The sequence below is a fragment of the Leifsonia sp. NPDC077715 genome, assembly GCF_040686855.1.
Lineage (GTDB): Bacteria > Actinomycetota > Actinomycetes > Actinomycetales > Microbacteriaceae > Leifsonia.
The window spans coordinates 636,930-660,184 of sequence record NZ_JBFBOG010000003.1 but is presented as its reverse complement, the minus strand read 5'-3'; the positions used below and the strand labels follow the sequence as shown (position 1 = coordinate 660,184).

The window sequence follows — 23,255 nt, the reverse complement described above, 5'->3', positions numbered from 1 at the left end:
GCGGCGATCAGCCGTGCAGCTCGTGCAGCGCCGCGTCGAACGAGCGGTAGTAGGTGCGGCGGCCCGGGCGCCCGATCTGCGTGACCTCGAACATGCCGTCCAGCTGGAGGATGAAGCCCACGACGGCCGGCGCCCCGAGCGCAGCGGCCTCGGCGTCGCTGATCCGCCACTCGTGGTCCGAGATCTCCGCCACCTCCAGCCCCTGCCGGAGGAAGACCGTGTGCGTCTTCATGCATCCAAGTGAAGTGGACCGCTGGTTCTGCGGCCAGGCCTTGACAGCCCCCGGACGAAGGAGTGATGGATGAGTCGGAGAGACGTATGAGACTGCTGCTGACCTCGGGCGGCGTGACCAACCGGAGCATCCGCAATGCGCTGATCGGGCTGCTGGGCAAGCCGATCGGCGAGAGCGACGCCCTGTTCATCCCCACCGCGCAGTGGGGTCAGCCCGCGTGCAGCCCGCAGACCGTGTGGAGATCGACCTCCGAGGGCGACCCCGGCGCCCGTCTGGTCGGACTGGGCTGGAAGTCCGTCGGTGTGCTCGAACTGACAGCGCTTTCGAGCATCGCCGAGGAGCGCTGGATGACGTGGGTACGCGATGCCGACGTGCTCCTGGTGGACGGCGGCGAAGCCCGCTACCTCAGCACCTGGATGCAGCGGTCGGGTCTCGCCGACCTGCTTCCCGAGCTACCCGACACCGTCTGGGTGGGCGTCAGCGCGGGAAGCATGGTGATGACCCCGCGGGTCGGCCGGGAGTTCCTGGACTGGCAGCCGGACGGCCCGGATGACACGCTCGGGCTGGTCGATTTCTCGATCTTCCCCCACCTCGACCACCCTGGTTGGTCGGAGAACACCCTCGAGGCAGCGCGTCGCTGGGCGGAGCGCATCCCGGGCACGTCCTACGCCATCGACGACGAGACGGCGATCGCCGTGGCCGACGACCGCGTCGAGGTCATCAGCGAGGGGCACTGGGAGCGCTTCGAGGGCTGAGCACGCCGCCGGTTCTCTGTATTCCCGCCATGCCCCGCCGCGGGTTATCGTGCGGCCGTCCGCATCCGGACCCATCCGGAACCTCGGGGAGGAAAGTCATGTGCCGTTGGCTCGCATACTCGGGGGAGCCGTTGAAGCCCGCCGAACTCATCCTGGACACGAAGCACTCGCTGGTCGCCCAGTCCCTCAACTCGCCGCTCGGCAACGAGACCGTGAACGGCGACGGCTTCGGGCTCGGCTGGTACGGCGGCGACCCGGTGCAGGGTGCCACGCCGTCCCTCTTCCACAGCATCGAGCCGGCCTGGCATGACGAGAACCTGCGCGAACTCACCAACGCCATCAGCAGCCCGCTGTTCTTCGGCCACGTCCGCGCGGCCGCCGGTCCGCCCATCCAGCAGAGCAACTGCCACCCGTTCCGCTACGAGAACTGGCTGTTCATGCACAACGGATTCCTCGACGGCTTCGCGAAGACGAAGCGCGAGCTCGCCTTCGCGGTGGACCCGTCGCTGTACCCGCTCATCCACGGGACGACGGACTCCGAGGTGCTGTTCTACCTCGCCCTGACCGAGGGGCTGCAGGACGACCCGATCGGCGGGCTCGGCCGCGCGATCCGGCGCGTCGAGGAGGAGGGGAGGAAGGCGGGCATCGAGTATCCGATGCAGGGCACGGTCGCCGTTTCGGACGGCCGCACGCTGTGGGCCTTCCGCTACTCCACCGCGCACAAGAGCCGGACCCTGTTCCACTCGACGGCGATCCCCGAGTTGCGGGAGCTCTACCCGGACGCCGCACGGCTCGACGTGTTCGGCGCGAAAGCCAAGGTCGTGGTCTCCGAGCCGCTCACAGACATCCCGGGCGCGTTCGTGGAGCTGGAGGAGTCGACGGTCGCCATCCTCGACGACGACGGCTACCGGCACCAGGACTTCCTGCGGGAGGCGGCATGAGCGGCCGCCTCCCGCAGGATCGTCGTCAGTCGCCGTCCATCACCCGGCGGACGAACGCGTCGACGTGCTCGCGCAGCGCGTCGATCCGCTGCTGCCGCGCGGCCTCGACGTCGAACCCCACGTAGGCGGTCGGCGGGCGCTTGCGGACATTCGCCGAGCACTGGAAGTCGGCACAGACCAGCGTGCCGAGGGTGTTGCCGTTGCGGCCCGCCTTACCCGCCCGCTTCGCGATGAAGAAGACGACGTCGTTGGGGAGGTGCACGTCCTCGCACCAGGAGCACTGCGGACGGGAGCGGACGCGTCCGTCGGCCAGCCGCAGCAGCACGCCGACGGGCTCGCCGTCGACGACCGCCACGACGTATCCGAGGGCCGGCTGCTTGCGGTCGCGCCAGCCCAGGTAGTCGAGGTCGTCGAAGCGCAGCTGCGCCAGGTCGGGGAGGGTGGCCTCCTTGCGTTCGCGCTGGGACGCGTTGACGAAGGAGGAGCGGATCTGATTCTCGGTCAGGGGGATCATGGATGAACCTGTCTATCGGAGGTCGGTCGAGCACGGCCGGACACCGGCCGCGGGAGACGCCGCGGGCGCACGGGAGCGTGCGGATGCGCGCGGCGGAACGCACGCCGAAGCGCGCGGGATCACCGGAGAGGGGACAGCGCTATCTCGCGCCGGCGCTGAGCGCGCCGACGACCTCCAGACGCCCGACGGGCTGCGAGATGAGCGGGTTCACCTCTCCACTGTAACGCGCCGGGATGTCGGTGGTCGGCGCGAGAGTGGGCCGCACAAGGAGAAAGGACGCGCCATGACCGCAGGACCGACCCCCGTCGACCCGCCGGAGCTCTTCCGCAGCCCGGCGTTCGCGCAGGGGATGATCGCGCCGCCCGGCCCGCTGCTCTTCGTGGGCGGCCAGAACGGCGTGGATGCCGAGGGCGAACTCCTCGAGGGCTTGCAGGCGCAGACCGAGCAGGCACTGCGGAATCTGCTCGCGGTGCTCTCGGCCGCCGGCAGCGGGCCGGAGCATGTGGTCAAGCTGACCATCCACCTCGCGCCCGGCATCGATCCGACCGCCGCCTACGGTGCGACCCGGACCGTGTGGGGCGACCATCGCACCGCCGTCACGGTGCTCGCCGTGTCTCCGGCGCGCCCGGGTGCACTGGTCGAGATCGACGCCGTGGCGTCCGTTCCCAGCTGACGCCCGCCGGCGCCGGCAAGGACCTATTCGTCCCGGTCGTCGGGCCCGTCGAACTCGGTGAGCTCTTCCACCACGGCCTCGCCCTCGGCGCCCGTGTCGTCCCGGCCGCCGTCGTCGGCCGCCTCGTCGCCCGAGGGGCCGACGGGAAAAGCGTCGTCACCCGACGATCCGTCACGGTACGCGCCGGTGCCCTCGTCGAGCGTGCCTTCGCCGTCCGGGTACCCGGCGTCGTCCGGGTACTCGCCGTCGCGCGGCGCCGCGTCTTCCTCGTATGCGTCGGCCATGGGGTCCTCCTTCGAGTTCTGGTTCGCATCATCCACCCGGACGGGGTGTGCGCGAAGTGGCAGAAAGTGCGCTTTTCGGATAACGGACGCGTAGGTTAACCGGAGAACGTGCATTAGGGTCAAGTGGTGGATGGACAAATAGGGCTCGACCCGGCCGAGCTCCGACGGCTCCAGGAATGCGTCAAAGAACCGATCAGGACGCCCGGCCGCATCCAGTCGTTCGGGATGCTCTTCGTCGTCGACATCGCAACGTACGAGATCGTCACCGTCAGCGAGAACGCCGGACGCTGGCTCGGACGCTCGGTCTCGGAGCTGAACAGCCCGACGCTGGAGTGGAGCGTCACCGCCGAGACCCACGGGGACCCCATCCGGGTCGAGATCGGTGACGAGTCGTTCGACGCCGTGACCCACCGCCAGGGCGGTCAGGTGATCATCGAGCTGGAGCCCGCCGACACCGCACCCGAACTGCCGTCCGCCTCCGTCGTCGGCGCGATCCGCTCTCTCGGCCTGCTGGCCGGCGCCGACGAGCTCCGGCAGGCTGCCGCGGAGGAGGTCAAGCGCATCAGCGGCTTCGACCGGGTGATGGTGTACCGCTTCTTCGAGGACGGCCACGGCGAGGTCGCCGGCGAGGCGTCAGAGCCCGACATGGAGTCGTACCGCGGACTTCACTTCCCGGCGTCCGATATCCCGCAGCAGGCCCGCTCGCTCTACCTGACCAAGCTCTCGCGCCAGATCGTCAGCACGGACGACCTCGGGACGCCGCTGGTCTCGGTGGTCGACTCGCCGCCGCTCGACCTGAGCAGCGCAGAGCTGCGCGCGGTGTCGCCGCACCACCTCCAGTTCATGCGCAACATGGGACAGGCGTCGACGGTGTCGTTCTCGCTCATCCAGGAGGACCGGCTGGTCGGCATGATCACCTGCGCGCACCGCACCGAGCGCCGGATGCCGATCCTGTTGCGCCGCGCGCTCGAGGTGCTGGCGACGCAGCTCACCCTGCAGCTCGGCGCGCTCGAGTCGATCGCGCAGCTGCGCCGCGACCTCAGCATCCGGGAGCAGCGGGCAACCGTGCTGGCAGGGGTCCCGTCCTCCGACGACCCGCTGATGACGCTCGTCGACAGCGGCGCCGAGCTGTGCCGGCTGGTGGGCGCCGACGGCGCCATCCTCGCCCTGGACGGCGTCAGCCGCAGCGTCGGCGCCGTGCCGCTCACCGACCGCAGCCTGCTGCTGTCGGCCGCGGGCACCGAACCGTTGGCGACGAACGAGCTGGCACGCACGCACCCGGCGCTCAGCGTTCTCATGCCGGGCTTCGCCGGCCTGATGGTCGTTCCCGTCGGCGCCCACGGCGTCCTGCTGTTCTTCCGGCACGAGGTGACACGCGTCATCCGCTGGCTCGGGGATCAGACCGCCGCCAACCGCGACGACGCGCTGTCTCCGCGCCGGTCGTTCTCCGAGTGGAAGCAGAGCGTCGCGGGAACCGCGCTGCCGTGGGGTTCCGTCGTCGAGGAGTCGCGCGAGCTCGGCCGTGACCTCGCCCGGGCGCTCGACCGCCGCCGCGAGGCGCACCTCGCCCAGCTCGCGCTGATCGACCACCTGACAGGCCTGCACAACCGCCGCTCCTTCGAGCACGAGCTCGAGAAGACCGTCACCGCCGGGGAGGGCGGCGTCCTGCTGTTCCTCGACCTCGACGGCTTCAAGTCGATCAACGACCGGCACGGGCACGAGACGGGCGATGCGGTCCTGCGGGCGATCGCCGACCGGCTCACCCGCGACAGCCGCTCGTCCGACGTGATCTCGCGGCTGGCGGGCGACGAGTTCGTCGTGCTCAGCGGCGGCGCGACGCAGGAGGACGGAGAGCGCTTCGCCGCCCGCCTGGTGCGCGACATCGCCGAGCCCATCCAGACGGCTCGCGGGCTCATGACCGTCACGGCCTCCTGCGGCGTCATCACCATCGAGCCCGGGCTGACGGCGAAGCAGCTGCTTGATGCGGCGGACGCGGCGATGTACCGCGCCAAGAACACCGGCCGCAACCGCGTCTCGCTCTGAGGGGTCGAGGGCGTAGCGTTCGGGACATGCCCGATCCGACGCACTTCGACCGGCATGCCGACCTGTACGACAGCGCCCGCCCGCCGTACCCGACGGCGCTGACCGACCGTCTCGCCGCCCTCGGGCTGCTGCGGGCCGGCGCCCGTGCGCTCGACCTCGGCGCCGGGAGCGGACAGGCGACGCGCATCCTGGTCGATGCCGGGATGGAGGTGACGGCGGTCGAGCCGGGCCGCGCCCTGGCCGCGCGGCTGCAGTCGACGCTTCCGGACGTGGAGGTGATCCGCGCCACGGCGGAGGAGGTGTCGTTCCCGGACGGGTCGTTCGATCTCGTGACGATCGCGACAGCCGTGCACTGGTTCGACCTGCACGTCGTCCTACCGAAGCTGCATCGCACCCTCGCGACCGACGGCCGGCTCGCGGTGTGGCGCACCGCCTACGGCGATCCGTCGGTGCCTCCCGGGCCGTTCCGCGAGCGCGTCCAGCGGATCGTCGACGCACGGGACGCGCCACCCCGCCGGCAGCCGGACGAGACCGACACGGCGAGCTGGGCCCGGGCCCTCGAGACCGGCGGGCTGTTCCGCACTGTCCATTCCGACGAGTTCGCCTGGAGCATCGACCTCGACGCGGACGACGTGCGCGACCTGTTCACGACGTTCAGCGACTGGACCGCCGCGGAAGCGCGGGAGGCCGCGAGGGCGGTCGACGAGCTGGGCGGCGCGGTCACCGAGCACTATCTGACGCCGCTCCTGGTGCTCGAGCCCGTCCGCTGACGCCGGTCGTGTCGATCCGGGCGGTTCCCGTTCGACGCATCAGCACGAGATGATGCGAGACAGGAGGCTTGACCATGACCGAGTACATCATCCTCATCCAGGGCGACGAAGAGCGCTGGAGCAGCATGACCGCGGAGGAGAGAGCGGAGATCGACGCCGCGCACGGCGCGTTCTGGCAGAAGGCAGGAGATGCGATCCGCGCCTCCGGAGAGCTGCAGGGCTCGCGGACGGCCGTGACCGTCCGGCGCGGCGACGGCGGCGAGCCGGTCGCGGTCGACGGGCCGTTCACCGAGGCGAAGGAGGTCGTCGGCGGGTTCTACCTGATCGACGTCCCGGACCGCGAGACCGCGGTCGAACTGGCGTCCGGGCTGGCGGAGGCGCGGCACGATCACAGCGGAGTGCAGGTGCAGCCGCTGGTCGATCACAGCGACAAGACCAGCTAGGGGAGCGAGGGTGGTTCCCCCGGGATGCCGATCCGTTCGCGTCGGGTTGAGACGTCTTCGCCAGCGAATTCGTGTCCGCGTCGGGTCCGGCATCCCCGGGCCTCCATCACGCTAGCGGGGGAGTGACCGTGTCCTCAATTCGGAGGACCGAAACCGTCAAGAATTGACGGGGCCAAACGCGCGGGGGTCGCTGGGACCTCTGCGCGGCCCCTTGTGCGGCTCCTCGATGATCCGCACATCGTGTACGGTCACCGTCTCGGTCATCAGCAGGTCGAGGGAGGTGACGAACAGGCGGCCGATCTCGTCTTCGGTGACATCCGGTCCCGGCACGTCGACGCGGAAGCCCTGCGCCTGCAGGCCGCCGTCGTTCGAGAACGTCACCTCAGCGTCGAACACCGCGCGGTACTGCGTCACGGGTTCGCCGGCTTGGTCGCGACGCCGTCGAGCCACAGGGTCTCCGACTCGTCGCGGTGCACGCCGTCCGTGCCGACGTGCTTCGTGCTGATCGTCGGGCCCTTCTGGATGACGTGCACCAGCGCCATCCCATGCCCGCGTCCGAGGTCGTAGTCGTCCTTCAGCCAGGCGAGGATCTCGCCCGCTTTCACGCTGGGCGCGTCGAGTCCCCGCTCGTGCGCGATGTCGACGAGCTGCCGCGGGGTGAGTCCGGTCTTCTTCTCGATGGTGTCCAAGTACGCCTGGAATGACATAGCGCCGAGCGTACGCGACGCCGCCCGCCTCCAGGGGGAGACGGGCGGCGTGGGCGTGGTGCTCAGTTGAACTTGCGACGGTACTTCGCGATCGCGAAGGCGTAGGCGACCACGAGGATCCCGACCAGCCAGGCGAGCGCGATCCAGATTTCGGTGCCCACCGGCTGCCCGGCGAACAGCGCCCGCATCGTGTTCACGATCGAGGTGACCGGCTGGTTCTCGGCGAACCAGGCGACCGGCGCCGGCATGGACTCCGTCGGCACGAAGGCCGAGCTGATGAAGGGCAGGAAGATCAGCGGGTAGCTGAACGCACTCGCCCCGTCCACCGTCTTGGCCGACAGTCCCGCGATCACCGCGATCCAGGTGAGGGCCAGCGTGAACAGGATGAGGATGCCCGCGACCGCGAGCCATGCCCCGACCGAAGCGCCGGTGCGGAAGCCCATGATCAGCGCGACGCCGATCACCAGCGCGACCGAGACCACGTTCGCGACGAGCGAGGTGAGCACGTGCGCCCACAGCACCGACGACCGGGCGATCGGCATCGACTGGAAGCGCTCGAAGATCCCGCCCTGCAGGTCGAGGAACAGCCGGTATGCGGTGTAGGCGATACCCGACGCGATGGTGATGAGAAGGATGCCCGGCAGCATGTAGTCGATGTACGACTGGCCGGTGCCGATCCGGATCGCTCCGCCGAGCACGTACACGAACAGCAGCATCAGGGCGATCGGCGTGATCGCGGTGGTGATGATCGTGTCCGGGCTGCGGAGGATGTGGCGCAGCGACCGCCCGGTGAGGGTGCGCGTGTCGCTGAGGACGTAGGTGCTCATCGTTCGCTCCTTTCGTTCGCCGTGTCGCCGTCGCCGACGAGGGCCAGGAAGACCTCTTCGAGCGTCGGCTGCTTCTCCACGTACTCGACCGTGACCGCGGGGAGGAGTTTCTTCAGCTCGGCGAGGGTGCCGTTCTGGATGATGGTGCCCTTGTGCAGGATCGCGATCCGGTCGGCCAGTTGCTCGGCCTCGTCGAGGTACTGCGTGGTGAGCAGCACGGTCGTGCCGGTGCGGGCCAGCTCGCGCACGGTGTCCCACACCTCGATGCGCGCCTGCGGGTCGAGGCCGGTGGTCGGCTCGTCGAGGAAGATGACCGGCGGGTCGCCGATCAGGCTCATCGCGATGTCGAGCCGGCGTCGCATGCCGCCGGAGTAGGTGCCCGCCTTGCGGTCACCCGCGTCGCTGAGCGAGAAGCGGGCGAGCATCCGGTCGGCCACCTGGCCCGGGTCCTTCAGGTGCCGGAGCTTCGCGACCAGCACGAGGTTCTCCCGTCCGGTCAGCACCTCGTCGACGGCCGCGAACTGCCCGGTCAGGCTGAGCGAGCGGCGCACGTCGGCCGGAGCCGACGCCACGTCGAAGCCCTGCACGCTGGCGCTGCCGCCGTCCGCCTCCAGGAGGGTGGCGAGGATGCGGACGAGGGTGGTCTTGCCGGCTCCGTTGGAGCCGAGGAGGGCGAAGATGCTGCCGGCGGCGACGTCGAAGTCGACGCCGCGCAGCACCTCCAGCTCCTTGAAGGACTTGGTGATGCCCTGCACCCGGATGGCCGGGTCGAGTGTGGTGGCGGTCATGATCGTTCCCCCTTCTCTTGTTCTCTCTCGGCCTCGGCCACCGCCGAGGCGAGACGTTCGCGCTCCTTGTCGGTCCAGCGCTTGCCCGTGTAGGCCTCGGCGAACGTCTCCGCGAACTCGGCGGGGTCGTCGCCCGCGATCTCGTGGATGGGCGTTCCGTCGGCGGCCGCGCGCTCCCACAGGTCCGCGAAGTCGTTCAGCATGGTGATGAGCACGTCGCCGTCGACGAGGATGCCCTGGTACATGAAGTACCGGTGGAAGGCCTTCGCGGCCGAGCGGTAGGGCTCAGGGAGCGCATCACGTCGCGCGACGTACTGCCGGTACTGCTTCTTCTGCTCGAGCGACCCGGTGAGGGCCTCGATCCACTTCGCTGCCATGATCAGTCGTTCCCTTCGGTGTGGAGCTGTTCGATCCGTTCCGCGAGGAAGCTCCACGTCCTCCAGAACTCTGCGAGCTGTTCGCGCCCCTGCGTGTTGAGCGAGAAGACCTTGCGCGGCGGACCCTTCTCGGACGGCACCTTCTCGACGTCCACGAAGCCCCGCTGCTCGATGCGGACCAGCAGCGCGTAGACCGTGCCCTCGACGAGATCGGTGAAGCCCTGGTCGCGCAGCCGTGTCGTGATCTCGTACCCGTATGCGGGCCGGTCCGCGAGGATCGCGAGCACCATGCCCTCGAGAGTGCCCTTCAGCATCTCCGTCATCTGGCTGGCCATCGGGGTCACCTCCTACTCAGTGATGTTGACTACTGGTAGAAAGTAACACTGAGTACCGGTACTTAGCAATACCGAATAGCAAACTTTCTCCTCCTGAACGGATCAGAAGGCGACGACTACCTCCGGCCCTCCAGATGACGCCGCGTCAGCTCGGCCATCTCCTCGTCGCTCAGCTCGTCGAGGCGCCGGCTCTCGTGCCGGTCGAGGCGCATCCAGCGCACGAACAGGATGACGAGCACCGGCACATCGGCGAGCTCGGCGATGAACCAGAGCAGGTCGCCCGACAGGTGCTGGTCGTGCAGGGGAGTGGGGAACCAGAACGGCAGACGGCCGGCGATCGCCGGGGCGTGGTCGAGGATGCCGTCGTTCAGCCGCAGCAGCAGCCCGGGGATCGCGTCCAGCACCAGTTCGACGAACGCGAGCAGGAATTCCACGGTGACGAAGAAGCCGGTGCGCAGCACGGAGTGCGCCGCGATCGGCAGGACGAGCAGGAGGCCGGCGAGCGGCGTCAGCGCCGAGATCGTCCACTCCGACCAGGGGGAGTCGCGCAGGATCGCTGCGACCGGCGTCAGGAAGACCAGGAACACCGCACAGGCGAACACGGGCGCGAAGGCGGCGCTGCCGACGATACGAACCGCTCGGGAACGCATGACCCGATCGGTGCGACGGCGGCCGACCGCGCCCAGCGCCACCCGCGCGAGCGCCACCGGGCGGCCGAGGCTGACCAGCGCCGGCACGACGAACAGCAGCAGGGCGATCCGCGTGGTGAATGCCCATCGCAGGTCGGCGCTCTCCGCGCCGAGGAAGCCGAACGAGACCGCGGCGTACGACCCGAGGCCGAGCAGGAGGAACGCGGCGGTCAGCCGAGCGGGCCAGCGGTGGCCGCGGCCGCGGAGCCGGAGAACGCCGCCGAGGTAGAGCGCCGCTGCCGCGACGAGCACGGCCGCTGCGGCGGGATCGAACGACCAGGTGCTGAGGAGGACGGCGAGGGGTGGCGTGGTCGGCTCCGTTCGGATGTCGGGACCCCCGCATCCTCCTCCGGCCGTTCTGTGCCGTCGCTGGATGCTCCTAGGCTGGAGGCATGCACGCCGCTCTCCAGTACACGTACGCCGACGACTACCTGACGGCCCGCGAGGCGCTGCGGCCCGCGCACCTGGCCCTCGGCTGGGAGGCCGTGGAGCGTGGCGAACTGCTCCTCGGCGGCGTGCTCGGCGACGGACCGTTCGACGGGCTGCTCATCTTCCAGGGCGACGACGCCGTCGGCGCCGCCGAGCGCTTCGCCGCCGCCGACCCGTACGTCGCCCAGGGTCTCGTCACCGCCTGGACGGTCCGCGAATGGAAGACGGCGCTGGGGGAGACGGCGACCGCGCCCGTCCGCCCCTAGCGTCACGCCGCCGACGGGACCGCCCCGGCGGGGATGCGCCCCAGCCGCACCAGGATCTCGAACCGGTCGGGCACGCCCCAGTGCTCGACGATGCGCCCGTCGCGCACGCGCGCCACGTCGAACACGGTGAGCCGCATCGGGAGCCCGGTGGGCGGCCCGGCGAATGGGCCGGTGTTGGTCCCGACGCCTTCGGCGCGCACCCAGACCGTGTCGCCTCGCTGCACCGAGTCCTGCACGGTGAAGCGCAGGTCGGGGAACGCGGTGTGCACGTCGGACATGCACTTCTTGATGTACTGGATGGCCTCGGGTCCCGTGCCGGACATCCCGAACTGGTGCTCCACGATGTCCGGGGAGCAGAGCTCGTCGACGACCTCGAGACGGCCGCCGGAGAACCCCTCGTCGAGCATGCGTTCGACGATGTGCAGAGCGGTGGTGTCCGCTCGCTCGATGATCATGATGACTCCTTCGTCTGCATTGTCGCTGTACTCGATGCAGTGACACTGCACTGAATACACCGGTAGTATCACTCGCGTGGACGCGGAGGTCAAGAGCACATACCGTCAGGAGCAGGCGCTCGAGACGCGCCAGCGGATCGCGTGGGCGGCGCAGCGCCTGTTCGCACGCGATGGCTATGCGGTCACGAGCATCGAGGCGATCGCGCGGGAGGCCGGGGTCGCCACGCGCACGGTTTACGCCGCCTTCGGCGCCAAGCGCGAAATCCTCAACCAGATCTGCGAGCGCTGGCTCGAACGGGCACGCGCACGGGAGCTCGCGAGGGCGGTGCTCGGGGAGGCGGACCCGCTGGCCCGGCTCGCCGGCGCCGCCCACTGGCTGACCGTGCTGTACTCGACCGACTTCGACGTGGTCCGCATCCTCGACGCGGCACAGGACGAGGACCGCGAGACGCAGGAGCTGCTGCGGTCGAAGCTGCGCGGACGGAACCGCGTGATGGACAACCTCATCGCATCCGTCGAGCCGATCCTCGCCGTGCCGGTGGGGGAGGCGCAGTCCGTCTACCGCGCGATGGCGGCCACCGGCGTCTATCAGGAGCTCGTGGTGGCGTCGGGGTGGACGCCGGAGCGGTTCGAGCGCTGGCTGCACGGGGTCCTCACGGCGCAGCTGCTCTGATCCCCTCCCGCATTTCCAGGATACCCGCCGGGTGGGGTCTTGCTGCAAGGCCCCGGTGAGGCACCAGAATGGTCGCTCCGCGGAACGAGAGGAGCGATGTGCACGACGTGATCATCAGCGGTGGAGGCCCCACGGGAGCGATGTTGGCGGCCGAGTTGCGCCTCCATGGCGTCGACGTCCTGGTGCTGGAGCGCGACCCCGAGCCGACGCCGCTGGTCCGTTCGCTGGGCCTGCATCCGCGGAGCATCGAAATACTCGACATGCGCGGGCTGCTCGACCGGTTCCTCGACGTCGGCACGCCGTATCCGCAGGCCATCGGACACTTCGCGGGGATCCCGAGCCCGCATCCCGTGCACCTGGACAGCTCGCAGGCCTACGTGCTCGGCATCCCGCAGCCGGTCACCGACCGCATCCTGTTCGACCATGCCGTCGAGCTGGGCGCCGAGGTGCGTCGGGGCGCCGAGGTGGTCGGCTTCGAGCAGGACGGCGAGGACGTGACCGTGTCCCTCGCCGACGGCTCGACCGAGCGGGGAGGCTGGCTGGTCGGTGCGGACGGCGGCCGCAGCCTCATCCGGAAGCTCGCCGGCATCGGCTTCCCGGGCGAGCCCGCACACATCGAGTGGATGCTCGGCGAGGTGCAGGCGACCGCCTCACCCGACGAGATGGCCGCCGTGACCGCCCGGATCCGTCAGACGGAGCGCGGCTTCGGGATCGGTCCCACCGCCGACGGGCTGGTCCGCGCGGTCGTTCCGGCCGCCGCCGTCGCCGACGACCGGACGGTGGCGCCGACGCTCGAGGAGTTCGCCGCGCGGCTGCAAGAAGTCACCGGGACCGACTTCGGCGTTCACTCACCGCGCTCGCTCACCCGCTTCACCGACGCCACTCGGCTGGCGGAGCGGTACCGGGAGGGCCGGGTGCTGCTGGCGGGCGATGCCGCGCACGTGCATCCGCCTCTCGGCGGGCAGGGCCTCAACCTCGGCATCCAGGACGCGGTGAACCTCGGCTGGAAGCTCGCCGCAGAGGTGGCGGGATGGGCGCCCGCGGGATTGCTGGACACCTACGGCTCGGAGCGTCATCCCGTCGCCGAGGGGGTGCTCACGTCCACACGCGCGCAGGCGGTGCTCACGTCGCCGGAGCCCGGCCCGCAGGCCGTGCGCCGGGTGCTGGCCGAGCTGATGGAGTTCGACGACGTGACGACGTTCCTGGCCGAGAAGGTCGCGGGCACCGCCATCCGCTACGACGTCGGAGAGGGGCCGCGTTTGCTCGGGAGCCGCCTGCGGGATCTGCCTCTCGGCGACGGCCGCCTGTACGAGCGCCTGCGCGACGGCCGCGGGATGCTGCTCGACGGCACCGGCGCGCTGTCGGCGGACGGCTGGGCCGGCCGCGTCGACGTCGTCACGGGGTCGGCGGACGAACTGCCCGCACCCGCGCTGCTGCTGCGGCCCGACGGGCACGTGGTGTGGCTGGGGGAGGATGCCGACGGACTCCACGCGGCGCTCCTCCGGTGGTTCGGCGCGCCGGACGGGCGATGACCCTGTCCCGGTCCGGAGCCTGCTAGTCGCCGGACGCGTGACGGCAGTATCCTCGGCGCCATCCGTCACGTGTGGCGCGGGAGGTGCAGGTCGTATGGACCCGAGGTCGTCCCTGCGTCTACGCCCGATGGCAGGGGTGAACCGGAAGAACCTCGTCAGGGAAGTTCTCGCGGGGGTCACCCTCCTGGCGATCGCCGTGCCGCTGAACATCGGATACGCGCAGATCGCCGGGTTGCCTCCCGTGGTCGGGTTGTACTCCATGGTCGTGCCCTCGATCCTGTACGCGCTGATCGTCTCCTCCCGTCAGGTCGTCGCCTCGCCGGATGCTGCCGGATCGGCGCTGATCGCCGCATCTCTCGGCGGTCTCGCGGTGGCGGGAAGCTCGGGATACCTCGCGCTCGCTTTCGCGCAGGCGATCCTCAGCGGTGTTCTCTTCCTGCTCTGCGCGTTCCTCAAGCTCGGGTTCCTGGCCGACTTCCTGTCCAAGCCGATCCTGGTCGGATTCGTCGGCGGTCTTGCCCTCGACATCCTGCTGTCCCAGGTCGCCAGGATGCTCGGTGTGAGGCTCCAGCCGGGCGGTGAGTTCGTCGACAAGCTCGTCGGGCTCGCCACCGGACTTCCGTCGTCGAACGGGTGGGCCGTGCTCATCTCGCTCGGCTCGCTCGCCATCCTGCTGATCGGTCGCAGAATCGCAGCGGTGGTGCCGTGGGCGCTGGTGGTCCTGATCGTCGCCACGGTCGTCGTGAAGCTGGCCGGTCCGGCCATGCCGGACGTCGCCGTGCTCGGTCCGGTGCAGGCGGGGCCGCCGCAGTTCGGCTGGCCGTCCGTCTCCCTCGCGCAGTGGATCCAACTGATCCCCTCGGCGGCTGCGCTGACCGTCGTGACGATCGGGGAGGGGCTGCTGGTCTCACGGGCCTACGCGCAACGGCGCGGCTACACGACCCGTCCCAACCGGGATCTGTTCGCGTTTGGAGTGGCGAACATCGGGGCCGGCCTCAGCGGCGGGTACTCGATCGGCTCGTCAGTGTCCCGCACGGCGGCGATGGATCAAGCCGGATCCCGGACGCAACTGCCCTCGGTCGTCGCGGCCCTCGCGGCTCTCCTGCTCCTCCTCTTCGGGACGGGGCTGCTGGAGTCCATCCCCTCGGCCGCGATCGGTGCGATCGTGGCGGTGGCCGTCTTCCCGCTGCTCGGCATCGGAGAGCTCGTCTCGTTGTGGCGGGAGGACCGCTTCGAGTTCGCGATCGCAGCCGTGTGCTTCCTCACCTCGGCCGTCATCGGGCCGATCGCCGGGATCTCGATCGCGTTCGTGCTCTCGGTGGTGAACGTCGTGCGCCGTGCGGCCAACCCGCCCATCGACGTCCTCACGGCCAACGGCGACCCGCACGCGTCGCTGCTGGAGGCGGCCCCCGCGGGGGAGTCGACGGCGCCCGGCGTCGTCGTGATCCGCCTCGCGGCACCGCTGTTCTTCGCCAACGGCGGGACGTTCGAGGAGGCGATCAGGAACGCGATGACGGCCTCAGGTGCCGCGCACCTCGTCCTGGACCTCGAGGCGGTGACCGACGTGGATGTCACCGGTGCCGCATCCTGGCGAGTCATGCGCCGCCAGCTGGAGGAGCGCGGCGCGGATCTGTCGGTCAGTCGAGCGCGTCCGGACATCCTCGAACGCCTGGAGCACTTCCGGCTGCTGGACGGCGTGCGCGTCTTCGACACGAACCGTGCGGCACTGGCTGCCTTGCGAACCGATCAGGACGCACGCTGACGCGTGCTGGGCGACCGCGGTCACGCCCCCGTGCGCGGCGGGTTGTACGCGAACTCGAAGCGGATGCCGTTGTCGTCCTCGACGAACGCCGCGTAGTACCGCTCGTTGAACCGCGGGTAGGGCTTCGGGTCCCGTACCGACGTCCATCCCGCCGCGAGAGCGATCGCGTGAAGCCGGTCGACTTCGTCCGGCGTGGCGATGTCGAACGCGAGGTGCTGCCAGCCGACGCGTCCATGGCGGTGCGGCCCCGAGCCCGGCTCGCGCTCGGGGAACAGGATCAGCTCGGTCTCGGTGCCGCAGTCCCACGAGACCGACCCCTCGGCGTCGTTGCGCGAGTACCCGAGTGCGGTGAGCACAGGATCGAATTGGGCGATGGCGGACGGCAGATCTGCGACGGTCATTCCGAGGTGGTCGACGAGGGCCATGCGAGCGAGTCTAGGGGAGCGCTGCCCTACTGGAGCGCCGACGTGAGCCGGGCGACGCCATCGAGGAACGTCGCCGACCGCGGCTCGCGCAGCCACTCCTCGAGCGTCAACTGCCGGCCCGCATCCCGGTACCCCTGCTCCACGGCCCGCATCTGCTCGACGAACGAGCGGCCATAGGCCAGGAGGGTCACTTCGGAGTTCAGCGCGAAGGACCGGATGTCCATGTTGCTCGACCCGATCACGGCGACGTCGTCGTCGATGGACACGTGCTTCGAGTGCAGGATGAACGGCGCAGGGTAGAGCCAGATCTGCACGCCCGCGCGGAGCAGCGGCTCGTAGTACGACCGCTGCGCGTGCCACACCGCCCCCTGGTCGCCGATCTCCGAGACGAAGAGCTGCACGTCCAGACCGCGCTGACACGCGGAGGTGATGGCGTACATCATCGCCTCGTCGGGCACGAAGTACGGGCTGGTGATGATCACCTTCCGCTGCGCCGACGTGACGAGTGTGAGGAACTGGCGGAGGTTGTTCTCGCCCTCGTAGCCGGGGCCGCTCGGGACCACCTGGCAGACGAGCGCGTCGTCGGAGGGATCGGCGGGCACGTCCACCGCGGGAACCTGGGCGTCCGCGCCGAGCAGTTCGCCGGTCTCCAGGTACCAGTCGGAGAGGAAGACGGCGTTGGTCTCGGCGACCACCGGCCCGGTGATCCGGGCCATCAGCTCCTGCCATTGGAGTCCGCGCTTCAGATTCTTGGGGGTGTTGTAGCTGCGGTCGATGAGGTTCTGCGACCCCATGTGCGCGACGAGTCCGTCGACGACGACGAGCTTCCGGTGGTTGCGCAGATCCGGCCGCTGGTATTCGCCGGAGAACGGCCGGACGGGGAGCATCCAGCTCCACTTCACGCCGATGCGGTCGAGCTCGGCGAAGGTCTTCTCGCTGTCGACCGCGCGCCGGGAGGCGACGTAGTCGGCGAGGAGCCGCACGGTCACGCCCCGCTGCACCGCCCGCTCCATTGCGGCGAAGAAGGGCTTCGTCGTCGCATCCCAGGACACGATGAAGAACTCGACGTGCACGAAGGTCCTGGCGGTCTCGATATCGGCGGTCATCGCGTCGATCGACGATCGGTAGTCGCCGATCAGGGTGGCCGTGTTGCCCGCGACCGCCGGCAGGGCTCCGTTCTCGCGGTTCTGGCGCGTGAGCGAGGCGAACCACTCCGGGAAGCCGCCGCGGTCGCCGAGAGGCGGGATGCCCTCCGCGCGGTCGGTGATGATGCGGTTGAGCTCGTTCTGCTTGTCGCGCCGCTTCCTCGGCAGCCGCACGTTGCCGATCAGCAGGAAGAGGACGATGCCGACGAACGGGATGAGGAAGATGGCGAGCAGCCACGCCATGGCCGCCGTGGGTTTACGGTCGCGCGGCACGATGATGAGAGCGGCGATGCGGATGACCAGGTCGGCGAGGATCAGGATGCCGCCGAGGATGGGGAACTGCTCCGGGTTCATGCGACCGCCTTCCCGTGCCGATGGTGGTCGGAGTATGCCAGGCGAGCGCACACCTCGGGAAGGCGGCGGTTGCACGACGAAGGGCGCAGGGTCGATGACCCTGCGCCCTTCTGACCGCGTGCCGCTCAGCCCTGGCGGGCCTTCATCCGCGGGTTCTTCTTGTTGATGATGAACGTGCGGCCCCGGCGGCGCACGACCTGCGCTCCGGGCATCGACTTGAGCGAGCTCAACGAGTTGCGAACCTTCATGGCGAACCTCCCTTATTGAAACCTATTCTCAATAACGCGGGAGGGCCGCGATTTATTCTCCGGCGCTCACACTCCGAAGGTCGCGAGCCAGGCGTCCACCACCGGGATGTCCAGGCGCTGGTAGCCGCCGAGGTAGCGGCAGTTCGCCGTATAGCCGTAGCTCGTCACCGCGACGATCCGCCCGTCGAGGAAGACGGGTCCACCCGAGTCGCCGAAGCAGGTGCCGCCGGTTCCGCGGGTGTCGTTGGGGTTGCCGTTGGTCTGCAGGATCTGCGGCGTGAGCTTCTGCCCGGGCATGTCGACGTAGCGGCGGATGAGCGGATAGGTCATCGGCTGGGGCTTCTGCGGCCCGGACTCGGGCTTGCGGACCTCGGTGCCGTACCCGACGCCGGTGAACAGCGTCTTCGACAGGTTGCTCGTCTTGATCGCGTCGAGGGTGCCGACGGGAGCGATCTGCGGATAGCCGGACCCGAAGGAGGGGAGCGGCTGATCGAGAACGATCACGCCGACGTCGTTCCAGTTGTCCCGGTCGGTGAAGTCGGAGTAGTCCGGGTGCGTGTAGGCGGTGCCCGAGTAGTAGCCGGCAGCCGTGATCTCGGCCGCCGTGTACCCGGCGCTCGGGTCGGCCGCGACCGGGAACGGCGTCGGGGGCTGCTCGGCGATGACCGAGTCGAAGGTGACCAGCGTCTTGCCCAGCGTGCCGGACGTGCAGTGCGCGGCGGTGACGACCACCGTCGGCGACACCAGCGTCGCCGAGCAGCGGAAGCGACCGTCGGCGTCGTAGAACAGGATCAGGCCGACGTCGGGATGGGTGTTCCCGTCGGGCGTGCCCCCGGTGCTGGCAACGGCGGGTGCGCCGGTCAGCAGTGCGCCGAAAGCGGCGACCGCGATGGCGGCAGCCAGGATTCTCTTTCGCATGGATCCCCCTTGGATCTCGAAGCGGATTCGGTGGGATCGAGTATGTACGTTTTCACAGGTTCGGCCAAGACCCCCGCTGCCTGGGGTGTTCGCGCTGTGAACGGGACGCGGTCAGCCGAGCCATTCCGCGTAGAAGACCCCGAGACCCAGCGCGACGAGGATCCCGGTCACGATCCAGAGCCGCACGACGATGGTCACCTCGCGCCAGTTCATGAGCTCGAACGTGTGATGGATGGGCGTCATCAGGAACAGCCGCCTGCCGCCCGTGGCCTTGAAGTACGCGCGCTGCACGATCACCGACCCCGCCTCGATGACGAAGAGGCCGCCGATGAGCAGGAGGAGCAGTTCGGTGTGCGTCTCGATCGCCAGCGCGCACAGCGCCCCGCCGAGCCCAAGGGAACCGGTGTCGCCCATGATGATCTTCGCCGGGTTCGTGTTCCACCAGAGGAAGCCGATGAGGGCCCCGCAGATCGCGGCGGCGACGATGGCGAGCGAGAGCGGATCGGCGGTGGGGTAGCACTTCGACACGTTGTCCGGCTGCACACGGTCGCCTCCGCACGCCTGGCTGAACTGCCAGAAGCCGATGAACGCGAAGGCCCCGATCGAGAGGATGGACGCCCCGGTGGCGAGCCCGTCGAGCCCGTCGGCGAGGTTCACGCCGTTGGTCGAGGCGGCGGCGAGGACGTTGACCCAGAGCAGGTAGAGGATGACCCCGACAGCGGGCACGGCGGTCGCGATGCGTGCGAGGTCGAGGCCCGGGATGTCGCGGACAGCCGAGATCGCCGTCGAGGCCGGCGTCAGCCCGTCCGCGTTCGTGAGCTGGACGGCGAGGATCGCATACGCGGTGCCCACCGCGAGCTGACCGGCGATCTTGGACCATCCGCCGAGACCGAGACTGCGCTGGTTGCGCACCTTGAGGTAGTCGTCGAGGAAGCCCACGGCCGCCATCCCGACCAGCATGAACAGCACGAGCAGGGCCGACGGGGTGATCGCGGCGCCGCCGTTCAGCCAGGCCGCGACGAAGAAGCCGAACAGGGTCGCGAGGATGAAGACGATCCCGCCCATGGTCGGCGTTCCGCGCTTGACGTGGTGGCTCTCCGGCCCGTCGTCGCGGATGAACTGCCCCAGGTTCAGCCGCCGGAACAACCGGATGAACGCCGGAGTCAGTGCCAACGAGAAGACGAGGGCAAGGCTGCCGGCAGTCAGAAGGGTCCCCACCGGGGAATCCTCTCATCGGTCGTCAGGGGATCCACGCACCCTCGCCCACGGGTGTGGCGGGGGCGCCACCGCCTCGGACGGTCTCGGCGTCGCGTCCGGGTGGCCGCCCGAAAGCACGGCGGTACTCACGGCTGAACTGCGACGGGCTCCCGTAGCCGACGGCGTACCCGGCCTCCGCGACCCCCGCGGCGCCCCTCAGCAGCAGCGCCCGCGCCTCGCGCAGCCGCAGCGCCTTCTGCCACTGGATGGGCGTCATCGACGTCGCGGCGCGGAAGTGACGGTGGAAGGTGGACGCGCTCATCCCGCTGATCCGCGCCAGCTCCTCGATCGCGACGGACTCGTCGAGGTGATCGCGCATCCATCGGATCGCCCGGGCGATGTGCGCGAGGCTGCCGTCGGCCACACCGATCTGCCGCACGATCCCGCCCCGCGGGCCGCTGAGCAGGCGCCAGACGATCTCCCGTTCGGCGGCCGCGCCCAGGGCGGCGAGGTCAGCCGGGTCGTCCAGCAGCCGCAGCATCCGCGACGCCGCATCGAGCAGGTCCGGAGAGGCCGTGCCGACGGCGAGTCCGGTGAACGCGGGCGGCCGGGCGACCTCCACCGTGTCGAGCAGGAGGGCGGCGATGACGGCCGGCCGGAGCGCCAGGCTCAACACGACGAACGGATCGTCGGGGGTCGCCTGCTCCACGCGGCCGGTGACCGGGAGGTCGATCGAGACGACGAGGTATTCGCCGGCACCGTAGACCACCTCCAGGTCGCCGACCGCCGTCCGCTTGCTGCCGCCGGCGACGAGGGTCACCGACGGCTCCGACATGGTGGCGGCCGGGGGAGTGCCGTCGGTCACGACGCCCAGGCTGAGGCCGTCGACGATGTTCCTGCGGATCCCGCCGCGCGCGTGACGGATGATCAGATCGCGCAGGTCCGCCGGCTGTCCCATGATCCGACACAAGCACCAGGACGCGGTTCGGCGCAAACGACTTCGTCGCGGAGTAGGCCGACGCGCCAGGATCGTGCACGACCTCCGCAGGATCGGTGTAGGACGTCCCTGCCGTCGGTGATGCGATGGAGTCATCCGCAGGAAAGGGATGGATCCACATGAGACGCAGGACCTTCGGGGCGACAGGCTGGTCGGTGAGCGAGCTCGCGCTCGGCACCATGATGTTCGGGGCGATGGGCAACACCGACCATGACGACGCGGCGCGCATCATCAACAGCGCGCTCGACGCGGGGATCAATGTCGTGGACACGGCCGACGTGTACTCGGCAGGGGAGTCGGAGGTCATCGTCGGCCGGGCGATCCGGGAGCGCCGCGACGAGGTGGTGCTCGCGACCAAGTTCGGCCTCCCGATGGGCTCCGACCCCAACTCGGCGGGAGCATCCCGGCGGTGGATCGTGCGAGCCGTGGAGGACAGCCTCCGCCGCTTGGGAACCGACCGGATCGACCTGTACCAGCTCCACCGCTACGACTGGACGACCGACCTCGGCGAGACGCTGACCGCGCTCGACGACCTGATCCGGGCCGGCAAGGTTCTCGCGGTGGGAGCCTCCACGTTCGCCGCCGAGAAGATCGTCGAGGCGCAGTGGGTCGCGCAGACCGCAGGCACCCACCGCTTCCTCAGCGAGCAGCCGATGTACTCGATCTTCGGCCGGCTCCCGGAGCGTGCGGTCTTCCCGGTCGCACAGCAGTACGGGATGGGCGTGCTCACCTACAGTCCGCTCCACGGCGGCTGGCTCTCCGGCCGTCCACGTCCGGAGGCGAGTCACCGGGCGCGGACCCGGGGCGCACTGTACGACCCGGAGACGGAGGCCGGGAAGCGGCGGACGCAGGCTCTCGATCAGCTGCAGCAGGTCGCCGCGGACGCCGGCCTGACGATGCCGCAACTGGCGATCGCGTTCGTGACCTCGCATCCCGCCGTCAGCGCCGCCATCATCGGCCCGCGAACCCAGGAGCAGCTGGACGGACTGCTGGCCGCCGCCGACGTCACCCTGACGGACCACACCCTCGACCGCATCGACGCCATCGTCCCGCCCGGCACGGAACTGAACGACGACAGCTACGCGGCGACGCCGCCCGCCCTGGCCGAGCGGGCATTGCGCCGGCGGTGAGCCGGCTCACTGCGCGCTGACCTCCGGCCCGCGGGCACCCGCCGTGTCGGCCGGGTCGCGCTGGCGGCGGCTGGCGAGCAGGAACGGGATCCCGATCAGCTCGATCGCGCCGCCGATGACGAGCGAGGTGCCGTAGCCCCAGAGGTCCGCCGCGCGTCCGAGCGCCGGCTGGATGACGACGCCGCCGAGGCTCCCGAACAGCGAATCGAACGAGAGGACGGTCGCGCGCTGCTTCGACGGGATCATGTCGTTGAGGTACGCCTGTCGCACCGGCCCGGCGACGGCGAAGACGAAGCCCCACACGACGAGCAGCACCAGCGCGAACCAGAAGAATGCCGTCAGCCCGAGCAGCACCAGGATGACGATGCTGATCAGCGACGCCCCGATCACGGTCGTCGTCCGCTTGGCGAACGCCCTCCGCAGGCGCGGAGCGAGGATGCCGCCCGCCACCTGCGCGAGAGACAGCACGGCTGCCGCGAGACCCGCGATCGAGTACGCGTTCGGGTCGCCGTAGAGCACCAGCAAGTAGGGCTGCAGGGCGTAGAAGGCGTAGATCCCGACGCCCGACGCGAAGGGCGCCGAGAGGATGACGTAGCGCACCGAGCGCTTGCGCATCCCGTGCTCGATCGACTGGTGGAGGACGTTCCTCGTCGCCTGGAGCGTGCCCATCGATTTGTCGGGCGTGAAGCCCAGGTCGTGCATCTCGACGAACGCGACGACGAACATGACCACCAGCACCGCGGCCCGTAGGAGGAACGGCACTCCGAGGTTCGTCAGCTGGGCGATTACGCCGCCCAGGACCGAGCCGACGAGCGTCGCGACACCCGTCACGACCAGGCCGCGCCCGAAGACCGCCTCGAGGCTGCCCGTGTAGCCCGTCGCGGCCAGCGCATCCACCAGCCAGGCATCGACGGCGCCGGAGAAGAAGGTGAAGCCCAGCCCGAGCAGCACGGAGGCCAGCGCCCACCACACGAAGGGGGAGTGCCACACCCAGAGCAGCCAGTACAGGGCGGTCGAGAGGGAGAGGGTGATCGTGCCGAGGAGGTAGGACGCGCGTCGCCCGATGGTGTCGGCGACCACGCCGGTCGGGATCTCGAACACGACCATCCCCGCCGTGAAGAAGGCGTTCGCCGCGAAGGCCTCGAAGTTGGTGAGGCCGGCGTCGAGGAGGAACAGCGTGTTGATGCCCCAGATGAACGCCGCAGCCAGCGTGTTGCCGAGCAGGAGAGTCAGGTAGACCCCCTGCACGCGGCGGGCGGAGGGGGTCATAGGGTCGACCAGCGTGGTGCCATCACGGAGCACATCATCGTCCGCTCAGGAGCTGTGCACCAGAGTGGTCGCGGCGG

At 69.8% G+C, this 23,255-nt stretch carries 30 protein-coding genes; 11 read left to right on the top strand and 19 right to left on the bottom strand.

Annotation, left to right across the window (positions count from 1 at the left end):
• Nucleotides 1-7: 7 nt before the first annotated feature.
• On the bottom strand, nucleotides 8-232 hold the full coding sequence (locus tag AB0P25_RS17025; protein WP_363808940.1) for a hypothetical protein: 225 nt from the start codon (nucleotides 230-232) through the stop codon (nucleotides 8-10).
• Between the two features lie 86 nt (nucleotides 233-318).
• Here AB0P25_RS17025 and AB0P25_RS17020 point away from each other — a divergent pair, with 86 nt between their 5' ends.
• Together AB0P25_RS17020 and AB0P25_RS17015 are read left to right on the top strand one after the other, a co-directional pair.
• The gene (locus AB0P25_RS17020) at nucleotides 319-987 is read left to right on the top strand and encodes a Type 1 glutamine amidotransferase-like domain-containing protein (RefSeq protein WP_363808938.1); all 669 of its coding nucleotides are present in this window, start codon (nucleotides 319-321) and stop codon (nucleotides 985-987) included.
• Nucleotides 988-1,085: 98 nt separating this feature from the next.
• Nucleotides 1,086-1,928 carry a class II glutamine amidotransferase gene (locus AB0P25_RS17015; RefSeq protein ID WP_363808937.1) on the top strand — a complete coding sequence of 281 codons (843 nt, stop codon included), beginning with the start codon at nucleotides 1,086-1,088 and terminating at the stop codon, nucleotides 1,926-1,928.
• Between the two features lie 25 nt (nucleotides 1,929-1,953).
• On the opposite strand, the gene AB0P25_RS17010 is transcribed toward AB0P25_RS17015, so the two are convergent.
• Entirely contained in the window at nucleotides 1,954-2,442 is a 489-nt protein-coding gene (locus tag AB0P25_RS17010) for an FBP domain-containing protein (protein ID WP_363808935.1), read from the bottom strand.
• A 139-nt stretch (nucleotides 2,443-2,581) separates the two neighbouring features.
• Nucleotides 2,582-2,707: a hypothetical protein gene (locus AB0P25_RS17005; RefSeq protein ID WP_363808934.1), complete on the bottom strand. Its 126-nt coding sequence runs from the start codon at nucleotides 2,705-2,707 to the stop codon at nucleotides 2,582-2,584.
• Between the two features lie 18 nt (nucleotides 2,708-2,725).
• Between AB0P25_RS17005 and AB0P25_RS17000 the strand changes: the two genes are divergently transcribed.
• Nucleotides 2,726-3,115: a RidA family protein gene (locus AB0P25_RS17000; RefSeq protein WP_363808932.1), complete on the top strand. Its 390-nt coding sequence runs from the start codon at nucleotides 2,726-2,728 to the stop codon at nucleotides 3,113-3,115.
• 23 nt (nucleotides 3,116-3,138) lie between these two features.
• Here AB0P25_RS17000 and AB0P25_RS16995 read toward each other — a convergent pair whose 3' ends face one another.
• On the bottom strand, nucleotides 3,139-3,399 hold the full coding sequence (locus AB0P25_RS16995) for a hypothetical protein (RefSeq protein WP_363808930.1): 261 nt from the start codon (nucleotides 3,397-3,399) through the stop codon (nucleotides 3,139-3,141).
• 126 nt (nucleotides 3,400-3,525) lie between these two features.
• On the opposite strand from AB0P25_RS16995, the gene AB0P25_RS16990 reads away from it, so the two are divergent.
• The 3 genes from AB0P25_RS16990 to AB0P25_RS16980 all read left to right on the top strand — a co-directional run bounded on the left by AB0P25_RS16990 (nucleotide 3,526) and on the right by AB0P25_RS16980 (nucleotide 6,655).
• Nucleotides 3,526-5,442: a diguanylate cyclase gene (locus tag AB0P25_RS16990; protein ID WP_363808929.1), complete on the top strand. Its 1,917-nt coding sequence runs from the start codon at nucleotides 3,526-3,528 to the stop codon at nucleotides 5,440-5,442.
• 26 nt (nucleotides 5,443-5,468) lie between these two features.
• Entirely contained in the window at nucleotides 5,469-6,212 is a 744-nt protein-coding gene (locus AB0P25_RS16985) for a methyltransferase domain-containing protein (protein WP_363808927.1), read from the top strand.
• A gap of 74 nt (nucleotides 6,213-6,286) precedes the next feature.
• Nucleotides 6,287-6,655 carry a YciI family protein gene (locus tag AB0P25_RS16980; protein WP_363808925.1) on the top strand — a complete coding sequence of 123 codons (369 nt, stop codon included), beginning with the start codon at nucleotides 6,287-6,289 and terminating at the stop codon, nucleotides 6,653-6,655.
• 156 nt (nucleotides 6,656-6,811) lie between these two features.
• Here AB0P25_RS16980 and AB0P25_RS16975 read toward each other — a convergent pair whose 3' ends face one another.
• The 7 genes from AB0P25_RS16975 to AB0P25_RS16945 form a co-directional block, all read right to left on the bottom strand.
• Nucleotides 6,812-7,069: a hypothetical protein gene (locus AB0P25_RS16975; RefSeq protein WP_363808924.1), complete on the bottom strand. Its 258-nt coding sequence runs from the start codon at nucleotides 7,067-7,069 to the stop codon at nucleotides 6,812-6,814.
• Nucleotides 7,066-7,362 (bottom strand): DUF4287 domain-containing protein, encoded by a 297-nt coding sequence (locus AB0P25_RS16970; RefSeq protein ID WP_363808923.1) that lies wholly within the window; start codon nucleotides 7,360-7,362, stop codon nucleotides 7,066-7,068. Before AB0P25_RS16970 ends, AB0P25_RS16975 begins: the two co-directional genes overlap by 4 nt.
• A gap of 62 nt (nucleotides 7,363-7,424) precedes the next feature.
• Nucleotides 7,425-8,189: an ABC transporter permease gene (locus AB0P25_RS16965; RefSeq protein ID WP_363808922.1), complete on the bottom strand. Its 765-nt coding sequence runs from the start codon at nucleotides 8,187-8,189 to the stop codon at nucleotides 7,425-7,427.
• Nucleotides 8,186-8,977 (bottom strand): ATP-binding cassette domain-containing protein, encoded by a 792-nt coding sequence (locus AB0P25_RS16960; protein ID WP_363808921.1) that lies wholly within the window; start codon nucleotides 8,975-8,977, stop codon nucleotides 8,186-8,188. The genes AB0P25_RS16965 and AB0P25_RS16960 overlap by 4 nt, the downstream gene beginning before the upstream one ends.
• Nucleotides 8,974-9,354 (bottom strand): DUF1048 domain-containing protein, encoded by a 381-nt coding sequence (locus tag AB0P25_RS16955; protein WP_363808920.1) that lies wholly within the window; start codon nucleotides 9,352-9,354, stop codon nucleotides 8,974-8,976. The genes AB0P25_RS16960 and AB0P25_RS16955 overlap by 4 nt, the downstream gene beginning before the upstream one ends.
• A 2-nt stretch (nucleotides 9,355-9,356) precedes the next feature.
• A complete protein-coding gene (locus AB0P25_RS16950; RefSeq protein ID WP_064108947.1) occupies nucleotides 9,357-9,689 on the bottom strand; it encodes a PadR family transcriptional regulator in 333 nt (110 codons plus the stop codon).
• A 116-nt stretch (nucleotides 9,690-9,805) separates the two neighbouring features.
• On the bottom strand, nucleotides 9,806-10,630 hold the full coding sequence (locus tag AB0P25_RS16945) for a cytochrome c oxidase assembly protein (RefSeq protein ID WP_363808918.1): 825 nt from the start codon (nucleotides 10,628-10,630) through the stop codon (nucleotides 9,806-9,808).
• A gap of 140 nt (nucleotides 10,631-10,770) precedes the next feature.
• On the opposite strand from AB0P25_RS16945, the gene AB0P25_RS16940 reads away from it, so the two are divergent.
• Nucleotides 10,771-11,073, top strand: coding sequence for a YciI-like protein (locus tag AB0P25_RS16940; protein WP_363808915.1), 303 nt, complete (start codon nucleotides 10,771-10,773; stop codon nucleotides 11,071-11,073).
• Nucleotides 11,074-11,075: 2 nt separating this feature from the next.
• Here AB0P25_RS16940 and AB0P25_RS16935 read toward each other — a convergent pair whose 3' ends face one another.
• Complete coding sequence (locus AB0P25_RS16935; RefSeq protein ID WP_363808913.1) at nucleotides 11,076-11,528, bottom strand: ester cyclase; 453 nt, start codon at nucleotides 11,526-11,528, stop codon at nucleotides 11,076-11,078.
• Between the two features lie 76 nt (nucleotides 11,529-11,604).
• Between AB0P25_RS16935 and AB0P25_RS16930 the strand changes: the two genes are divergently transcribed.
• The 3 genes from AB0P25_RS16930 (at nucleotide 11,605) to AB0P25_RS16920 (ending at nucleotide 15,495) form a co-directional block, all read left to right on the top strand.
• A complete protein-coding gene (locus AB0P25_RS16930; protein ID WP_363808911.1) occupies nucleotides 11,605-12,201 on the top strand; it encodes a TetR family transcriptional regulator in 597 nt (198 codons plus the stop codon).
• A gap of 98 nt (nucleotides 12,202-12,299) precedes the next feature.
• Nucleotides 12,300-13,733 (top strand): FAD-dependent monooxygenase, encoded by a 1,434-nt coding sequence (locus AB0P25_RS16925; RefSeq protein WP_363808910.1) that lies wholly within the window; start codon nucleotides 12,300-12,302, stop codon nucleotides 13,731-13,733.
• Nucleotides 13,734-13,860: 127 nt separating this feature from the next.
• A complete protein-coding gene (locus AB0P25_RS16920; protein WP_363808908.1) occupies nucleotides 13,861-15,495 on the top strand; it encodes a SulP family inorganic anion transporter in 1,635 nt (544 codons plus the stop codon).
• 20 nt (nucleotides 15,496-15,515) lie between these two features.
• On the opposite strand, the gene AB0P25_RS16915 is transcribed toward AB0P25_RS16920, so the two are convergent.
• The 6 genes from AB0P25_RS16915 to AB0P25_RS16890 form a co-directional block, all read right to left on the bottom strand.
• Nucleotides 15,516-15,920 carry a VOC family protein gene (locus AB0P25_RS16915; protein ID WP_363808907.1) on the bottom strand — a complete coding sequence of 135 codons (405 nt, stop codon included), beginning with the start codon at nucleotides 15,918-15,920 and terminating at the stop codon, nucleotides 15,516-15,518.
• A 26-nt stretch (nucleotides 15,921-15,946) separates the two neighbouring features.
• The gene (gene cls / locus AB0P25_RS16910; protein ID WP_363808906.1) at nucleotides 15,947-17,419 is read right to left on the bottom strand and encodes a cardiolipin synthase; all 1,473 of its coding nucleotides are present in this window, start codon (nucleotides 17,417-17,419) and stop codon (nucleotides 15,947-15,949) included.
• A 125-nt stretch (nucleotides 17,420-17,544) separates the two neighbouring features.
• Nucleotides 17,545-17,667, bottom strand: coding sequence for a type B 50S ribosomal protein L36 (gene ykgO, locus AB0P25_RS16905; protein WP_064108940.1), 123 nt, complete (start codon nucleotides 17,665-17,667; stop codon nucleotides 17,545-17,547).
• A 66-nt stretch (nucleotides 17,668-17,733) separates the two neighbouring features.
• A complete protein-coding gene (locus AB0P25_RS16900) occupies nucleotides 17,734-18,585 on the bottom strand; it encodes a trypsin-like serine protease (protein WP_363808904.1) in 852 nt (283 codons plus the stop codon).
• Nucleotides 18,586-18,696: 111 nt separating this feature from the next.
• A complete protein-coding gene (gene mraY / locus AB0P25_RS16895; protein ID WP_363808903.1) occupies nucleotides 18,697-19,803 on the bottom strand; it encodes a phospho-N-acetylmuramoyl-pentapeptide-transferase in 1,107 nt (368 codons plus the stop codon).
• A 22-nt stretch (nucleotides 19,804-19,825) separates the two neighbouring features.
• Nucleotides 19,826-20,740, bottom strand: coding sequence for an AraC family transcriptional regulator (locus tag AB0P25_RS16890; RefSeq protein ID WP_363808901.1), 915 nt, complete (start codon nucleotides 20,738-20,740; stop codon nucleotides 19,826-19,828).
• Between the two features lie 158 nt (nucleotides 20,741-20,898).
• Between AB0P25_RS16890 and AB0P25_RS16885 the strand changes: the two genes are divergently transcribed.
• The gene (locus tag AB0P25_RS16885; protein WP_363808899.1) at nucleotides 20,899-21,909 is read left to right on the top strand and encodes an aldo/keto reductase; all 1,011 of its coding nucleotides are present in this window, start codon (nucleotides 20,899-20,901) and stop codon (nucleotides 21,907-21,909) included.
• 6 nt (nucleotides 21,910-21,915) lie between these two features.
• On the opposite strand, the gene AB0P25_RS16880 is transcribed toward AB0P25_RS16885, so the two are convergent.
• A complete protein-coding gene (locus AB0P25_RS16880; protein WP_363808898.1) occupies nucleotides 21,916-23,178 on the bottom strand; it encodes an MFS transporter in 1,263 nt (420 codons plus the stop codon).
• Nucleotides 23,179-23,255: the final 77 nt, after the last annotated feature.

Excerpts from the sequence above, each read along its gene's own strand:
- AB0P25_RS16995 (WP_363808930.1), bottom strand. The coding sequence starts at position 3,399 with ATGGCCGACGCATACGAGGAAGACGCGGCGCCGCGCGACGGCGAGTAC.
- AB0P25_RS17000 (WP_363808932.1), top strand. The coding sequence starts at position 2,726 with ATGACCGCAGGACCGACCCCCGTCGACCCGCCGGAGCTCTTCCGCAGC.
- AB0P25_RS16950 (WP_064108947.1), bottom strand. The coding sequence starts at position 9,689 with ATGGCCAGCCAGATGACGGAGATGCTGAAGGGCACTCTCGAGGGCATG.
- AB0P25_RS17020 (WP_363808938.1), top strand. The coding sequence starts at position 319 with ATGAGACTGCTGCTGACCTCGGGCGGCGTGACCAACCGGAGCATCCGC.
- AB0P25_RS17015 (WP_363808937.1), top strand. The coding sequence starts at position 1,086 with ATGTGCCGTTGGCTCGCATACTCGGGGGAGCCGTTGAAGCCCGCCGAA.
- AB0P25_RS16970 (WP_363808923.1), bottom strand. The coding sequence starts at position 7,362 with ATGTCATTCCAGGCGTACTTGGACACCATCGAGAAGAAGACCGGACTC.
- AB0P25_RS16940 (WP_363808915.1), top strand. The coding sequence starts at position 10,771 with ATGCACGCCGCTCTCCAGTACACGTACGCCGACGACTACCTGACGGCC.
- AB0P25_RS17025 (WP_363808940.1), bottom strand. The coding sequence starts at position 232 with ATGAAGACGCACACGGTCTTCCTCCGGCAGGGGCTGGAGGTGGCGGAG.
- AB0P25_RS16880 (WP_363808898.1), bottom strand. The coding sequence starts at position 23,178 with ATGACCCCCTCCGCCCGCCGCGTGCAGGGGGTCTACCTGACTCTCCTG.
- AB0P25_RS16955 (WP_363808920.1), bottom strand. The coding sequence starts at position 9,354 with ATGGCAGCGAAGTGGATCGAGGCCCTCACCGGGTCGCTCGAGCAGAAG.
- AB0P25_RS16900 (WP_363808904.1), bottom strand. The coding sequence starts at position 18,585 with ATGCGAAAGAGAATCCTGGCTGCCGCCATCGCGGTCGCCGCTTTCGGC.
- AB0P25_RS16985 (WP_363808927.1), top strand. The coding sequence starts at position 5,469 with ATGCCCGATCCGACGCACTTCGACCGGCATGCCGACCTGTACGACAGC.
- AB0P25_RS16890 (WP_363808901.1), bottom strand. The coding sequence starts at position 20,740 with ATGGGACAGCCGGCGGACCTGCGCGATCTGATCATCCGTCACGCGCGC.
- AB0P25_RS16935 (WP_363808913.1), bottom strand. The coding sequence starts at position 11,528 with ATGATCATCGAGCGAGCGGACACCACCGCTCTGCACATCGTCGAACGC.
- AB0P25_RS16965 (WP_363808922.1), bottom strand. The coding sequence starts at position 8,189 with ATGAGCACCTACGTCCTCAGCGACACGCGCACCCTCACCGGGCGGTCG.
- AB0P25_RS16980 (WP_363808925.1), top strand. The coding sequence starts at position 6,287 with ATGACCGAGTACATCATCCTCATCCAGGGCGACGAAGAGCGCTGGAGC.
- AB0P25_RS16885 (WP_363808899.1), top strand. The coding sequence starts at position 20,899 with ATGAGACGCAGGACCTTCGGGGCGACAGGCTGGTCGGTGAGCGAGCTC.
- ykgO (WP_064108940.1), bottom strand. The coding sequence starts at position 17,667 with ATGAAGGTTCGCAACTCGTTGAGCTCGCTCAAGTCGATGCCCGGAGCG.
- AB0P25_RS16915 (WP_363808907.1), bottom strand. The coding sequence starts at position 15,920 with ATGGCCCTCGTCGACCACCTCGGAATGACCGTCGCAGATCTGCCGTCC.
- AB0P25_RS16920 (WP_363808908.1), top strand. The coding sequence starts at position 13,861 with ATGGCAGGGGTGAACCGGAAGAACCTCGTCAGGGAAGTTCTCGCGGGG.
- AB0P25_RS16960 (WP_363808921.1), bottom strand. The coding sequence starts at position 8,977 with ATGACCGCCACCACACTCGACCCGGCCATCCGGGTGCAGGGCATCACC.
- cls (WP_363808906.1), bottom strand. The coding sequence starts at position 17,419 with ATGAACCCGGAGCAGTTCCCCATCCTCGGCGGCATCCTGATCCTCGCC.
- AB0P25_RS17010 (WP_363808935.1), bottom strand. The coding sequence starts at position 2,442 with ATGATCCCCCTGACCGAGAATCAGATCCGCTCCTCCTTCGTCAACGCG.